This is a genomic window from Methanobrevibacter sp. (assembly GCF_045577275.1).
GTDB lineage: Archaea > Methanobacteriota > Methanobacteria > Methanobacteriales > Methanobacteriaceae > Methanobrevibacter.
Window position 1 is genome coordinate 1 of record NZ_JAZNIB010000339.1, and the last position, 5354, is coordinate 5354.

The following is a 5354-nucleotide window of genomic DNA, read 5'->3' on the forward strand; positions in this document are numbered from 1 at the left end:
AGATATAAAAAATACAATAATCATTTTTTTAGGATATAAAGATTTAGATATACATAAAAAATTAGAAGAAATGAAAAAATATGATGCAGATAATATTTGGACTAAAAATCAATCTGACGAAGATAATTTATATAATTTAGAATTGGGTGTTCCTTATAGTAAATCTGTCTGTGAGGAATGCCTTAAATATGAAATTAAATATTTTGATACAAGTGAAAACTTCAATGAAGTAATAAATGAAGCCTATCATTATTTATTAAAAAAAAGTAATATTGATGTTTAATTTACTTCATTAAACCATATTTTTAGAAACCGGACCTCAACAAAGAATGGGCAGATGGCTTATTGAGGTATGGCTGCTACTGTAGGTAGACTCAGAAAAGATCAAGTATATAACCTCTTCGAATATGTTATTGTAGGACATAATATCACCAAAAACTTTATAAATAGTCAAAAACAACATTTATAAAAGGGTGATAACATGATTGAGAATAATATATGCCTATTGACAGACAGCTATAAACTCACCCACCACTACTTATACCCAAAAGGCACTGAAAGGATTTATTCCTACCTTGAAAGCAGAAGTGGTGCAGAGTTTAACAAAACTATTTTTTATGGACTGCAATACATCCTCAAGAAATACCTTGAAGGCAGTGTAGTAAGTGAAGAAAAAGTATTGGAAGCGGAGAAAATCGTAGATGCACATATTGCACCAGGAATCTTCAACACTGATGATTGGATGTACATTGCACAGGAACTTGATGGAAAACTCCCTGTTGAAATAAAAGCGGTTCCAGAAGGAACACCAGTTAATGTAGGCAATGCATTGATGACTATAGAAAATACAGACAAGCATGCATACTGGTTGCCTAATTATCTTGAATCACTCCTTCTTCAAGTATGGTACCCATCAACTATTGCAACATTATCTGCAGAAGTTAAAAAGCTTTGCAATTTTTATTTGGATATAACAGGATCATCTAAAGACAATCTTAACTTTATGTTGCATGATTTCGGTTATCGTGGAGCAAGTTCAACTGAATCATCAAGATTAGCCGGTTCAGCTCATTTATTAAGCTTTTCAGGTACAGATACTGTACCAGCACTTGCAATACCTACAAACTATTACAATAGCAATGAGATTCAAGGATTTTCAGTTCAGGCAACTGAACATAGTGTAATGACTGCAATGGGTCCGGAAGGTGAAATGGACCAGGCAATAAACGTTGTCCAAAATGCTCATGATGGAATATTGTCAATTGTAATCGACAGCTACAACTATAAGAATTTCTTGGAAAATGCATGCATTAAAGGACATGGCCTGAATGATGAAATCATTACCTTCCTAAACAAAACTGAAGGAAACAAGGTAGTGTTCAGACCAGACAGTGGAGAACCTATCTCAACAACAATCGATTGTCTTGAAATAATTGAAAGAGGATTTGGAAGCCAAGAAAATTCCAAAGGATATAAAACATTCAAAGCAAATATAGGTCTTCTTTGGGGAGACGGTTTGGATTATCATAAAATCAGAGACATACTCTTTGGCATAAAGGCTCAAGGATGGGCTGCTGAAAACCTTATCTTTGGAATGGGTGGAGGATTGCATACTGCCGTAAACAGAGACACCCAAAGAAATGCATTCAAATGTTCTGCCCAACTTAGAAATGGGGAATGGATTGACATATTCAAAAAGCCATTGGACAGCAGTAAAAAATCCAAAAAAGGAAGATTCAAATTGTTAAGAAATGATGATTTTGAGTTTAAAACTGTTCCAAAAGATGCTGAAGGTGAAGATCAATTAAGAACCGTATTTAAAGATGGGGAATTATTGATTGATGAAAACTTTGAAGAAATTAAAAATAGAACTGAAAAATATAACAAGTTTCCAGTTAATTCATAAATAAAATAAAATTTTTAATTAATAAATTCTATTATTAGAATTTATTAAGTTTCGTAAAACCTTGGTTTAATGAAATAAATTAAACAAAAAACAAGAAAATAAGTAAAAAGAATAAGAAAATAAGTAAAAAGAATAAGAAAATAAAATGAAAATTATTTCCTATTTTCCAAGTCTTCAATGACCTTTTTAGCTACATACTCACCAGACAAGAGCATTCCACCAAATATAGGACCCATGCGTTGGGAGCCATGAACTGCATTTGCAGCCATTCCAGTAACATATAATCCGGGATAAACTTCAGTAACATTTTCCAATATCTTGGATTCTGCCCTATCAGCCCACATGGATTTCTCACCCATTATCCTACCTGTTGCAGTATTCAGTCTTCCTCCCATCTTCTCTTCAACAATCTTGGTGATTTCTGTTGGATGGCCTGTTGCATCAATGACCGCCTTAGCTCTGACAGTCAATGGATCTATGTGCAATCCAGACATCTCTACAGAGCTCCAATTCAATACAATCCCATTTATTCCATTTTCCCTAACCATCAAGTCTTCAATAGACATCAGATTAAATATTTTAAGCCCTGCTTGAGTTGCTTTGGAACATAAGGTGGAAGTGCATTCAACCGAATCAACAACATAATAATTGTCTTCAAAAACTTTAGATCTGATTCCAAACTCATCGAGGATTCTCTTTCCTTCCTCCTGAACGACAACCTTATTGAACATCATTCCACCACCCCACATGCCTCCGCCTATGCTGAGCTTTCTCTCAAACAATGCAACCTTATATCCTGCCTTAGCAAGATAATATCCGGCAGTGACTCCAGAAGGGCCTCCCCCACCAATGGCTACATCCATATCTGTGTAATCTAAAAAATCATTCATATATTCCTGTATAATCGCTTTTGATATTGTAATATCATCCAATTTTTTCAATATAAAACCTCCATTTGAATAGATTTTTGTTTTGATTAATTAAAACAATTATAAGTATTTTAGCTTTTTATATATTTAAATTTTATTATAACGGCGAATTAAACTTAAAAAAGGAGATAAAAGTTGTTCGTAAAACTTTAGTTTAATGAACTAATTTAAACGAAACTTTGAATCAATAAATTTATTATGATGGTTGAATAAAAAAATCATTATTAAAAAAATATTAATATGGGGGGATTGTAATGACTAAGTTTTGTCCTGAATGTGGGGAAGAAAATGAAGATGTAGCATTGTTTTGTGCAAAATGTGGACATGATCTAAAAGATGTTGACCAAAGAATGAAATCAGGCAACCATGCAAAGACTTCCAGAAATGCACCGAACTTTAAAGCTTTAGCTGCACTTGTAGTAATCGTGGCTATAGTGGGAATAATGGCCTTTAGTTTCATAGGAAACAACACTGATGATTCTCAAAACATAACCCTGATTAAGGAGAACACTTATGGATTCACTTTTGTAAATGATGGAGTTCCATTTTATAATTATGAATTGGAAGGAGTCTTCAAGAACTTGCCAGATGATCCTAAAGGTTATCAGATGAAAGCAAGCTATTATGACACAGACAATAATTTCATAAAATCTTATGAGGATGACTACTTGAGTACCGTGTTTCATTTTTCTAAGGATTCGCAGCCTTTCACTTTAGGTTCCATTCAAACCAATGAATTCTATAATGTCAGCCATATTCAATTGGAGATTACAGATCCAAATGGTGAATTGGTTTTCAATGAGAGTGTTGATTTTGATATGGGCAAGATGGATCTATCTGGTGTTTAGTAAAACTCCGCTTTAATGAACTTAATTAAACTAATAAACAAATACTTTAGTTTATTAATCTATTTTTTCTTTTTTTATTCATTATCATCTTTTTCACTTTACTATTTTAAAAACTTTTTATATATTAACTTAAACTTTTTTTAAGCCTATTCATAAAATAAATTGTAAACTATTAGGGAAAAACATACCCTAGAAGAATATAATTATTAAGAAATATATATCATTACAATATAGAAAAAATATTTCAAAATTATCATTAAAAAGTGAAAAATATGTCTAGTGAAAAACCATTCGGACTTGTTGCCAAGCAAAAGATACAAAAGGGAATGACAATCACTCGAGAAAAGATCGTACCTATAGAATTTGATGAAAGCAGATATGATATTGTTGAGGTTAATGTTGAAATCAAGGATTTAGACCCTGTTTTCCATGACTATAAAATTGTAAACCTATCTGATCTTCATCTTGGTCAATGGTTGACTGCAGAGTATCTGGAAGGTGTAATCGATATTGTAAACAGACAGGAACCAGACATGGTTGCACTTACTGGAGACTATGTATCCTATGTTCTTGAGGATGTTGCAGAAGACCTTGAGCGATGCCTATCAATGATTGAAGTTAAAGATGCATCCCTTGCAGTGCTTGGAAATCATGACCATTGGAACGGAGCAGATGAAATTAGGCAAATCTTGAAAAATGCAGGAATAATAGATGTGAGCAATGATGTCTATACAATATCCAAGGATGGGGAAAAGGAAGTGGTTTATCTTCACATTGCCGGTGTTGACAGCATGAAGCTGAATAAGGAAGACATTGACGCTGTTATGCTTAAAATACCAGAACATGGCCCTGCAATAATGCTTGCTCATGAACCGGATTTTGCAGACATTACCGCAACTACCGGAAGATTTGCACTTCAAATATCCGGCCATTCCCATGGTGGACAATTCATTATTCCTGGACTCAACACCACAATTTTAAGAAGTGAATGTTCTCGAAAATACCCTGTTGGAGAATACCAAGTAGGGGATATGGTACAATATACATCTAAGGGATTGGGAACAAATGTTTTCTGGCTCAGAATCAATTGCGCTCCTGAAATAACAATTTTTAGATTAAAAAGTCCTGAAGTTGAAGAAAAAATTGGAAATGAGGAAAGCAAAAACATTAATCAAACATTATCAGTTAATCATTCCAAGAAAATCTTCCCAACAAGGGATGATGTTGACAATTTCCTAAATATTGATGATATTAGCGAATTTATAGAATCAAAAAGAAAAAGAATCCCAGTTTATATGGAAAATAAGACAGACAACATTAAAGAAAACATAAACGAGATTCCAAAATATATAGAAAATAAAATGAAGAAATAAAAAATAATTTAAAGTTCAATGAACTTAATTAGACTATTTTTTGTGATTTTAATCCCATTCCTTATAGTCCCATTACAGCTCCAACAACCACTAGCACTACAGGAATAGTTATAATCACAATACCTATTAAATCTATGATTGCTCCTGTCTTAATCATCTTTGTGATAGGAACATAACCGGATGCGTAGACAATTGCGTTAGGAGGTGTGGAGACAGGCATCATAAATCCGAGTGATGAAGATAAAGCAATACCTACGGCAACAGGAATAGGACTGAATCCCAGTGACAGAGCTGTAGT

Annotated in this window: 6 protein-coding genes; 4 read left to right on the top strand and 2 right to left on the bottom strand. The window is 33.3% G+C overall.

Annotation, left to right across the window (positions count from 1 at the left end; all coding sequences use genetic code 11):
• Both ACKI67_RS09725 and ACKI67_RS09730 read left to right on the top strand, forming a co-directional pair.
• Window positions 1-283, top strand: a 283-nt coding sequence (locus ACKI67_RS09725) for a hypothetical protein (protein ID WP_407463334.1), incomplete at its 5' end; no start/stop codon positions are given.
• Between the two features lie 198 nt (window positions 284-481).
• Window positions 482-1906, top strand: a complete 1425-nt coding sequence (locus tag ACKI67_RS09730) for a nicotinate phosphoribosyltransferase (RefSeq protein WP_407463335.1) — start codon at window positions 482-484, stop codon at window positions 1904-1906.
• Window positions 1907-2058: 152 nt separating this feature from the next.
• Here the strand turns inward: ACKI67_RS09730 and ACKI67_RS09735 are convergent, their stop codons facing one another.
• Window positions 2059-2847, bottom strand: coding sequence for a sulfide-dependent adenosine diphosphate thiazole synthase (locus ACKI67_RS09735; RefSeq protein WP_296856430.1), 789 nt, complete (start codon window positions 2845-2847; stop codon window positions 2059-2061).
• 242 nt (window positions 2848-3089) lie between these two features.
• Between ACKI67_RS09735 and ACKI67_RS09740 the strand changes: the two genes are divergently transcribed.
• Both ACKI67_RS09740 and ACKI67_RS09745 read left to right on the top strand, forming a co-directional pair.
• Window positions 3090-3683 (top strand): zinc ribbon domain-containing protein, encoded by a 594-nt coding sequence (locus ACKI67_RS09740; RefSeq protein WP_298533749.1) that lies wholly within the window; start codon window positions 3090-3092, stop codon window positions 3681-3683.
• A gap of 272 nt (window positions 3684-3955) precedes the next feature.
• On the top strand, window positions 3956-5056 hold the full coding sequence (locus tag ACKI67_RS09745; protein ID WP_407463336.1) for a metallophosphoesterase: 1101 nt from the start codon (window positions 3956-3958) through the stop codon (window positions 5054-5056).
• 61 nt (window positions 5057-5117) lie between these two features.
• On the opposite strand, the gene ACKI67_RS09750 is transcribed toward ACKI67_RS09745, so the two are convergent.
• A partial coding sequence (locus ACKI67_RS09750) for an anion permease (RefSeq protein WP_407463337.1) occupies window positions 5118-5354 on the bottom strand: 237 nt, incomplete at its 5' end.

What these genes read in the sequence shown, in the direction of transcription:
- ACKI67_RS09730 (WP_407463335.1), top strand. Translation starts at nt 482, where the DNA reads ATGATTGAGAATAATATATGCCTATTGACAGACAGCTATAAACTCACC.
- ACKI67_RS09740 (WP_298533749.1), top strand. Translation starts at nt 3,090, where the DNA reads ATGACTAAGTTTTGTCCTGAATGTGGGGAAGAAAATGAAGATGTAGCA.
- ACKI67_RS09745 (WP_407463336.1), top strand. Translation starts at nt 3,956, where the DNA reads ATGTCTAGTGAAAAACCATTCGGACTTGTTGCCAAGCAAAAGATACAA.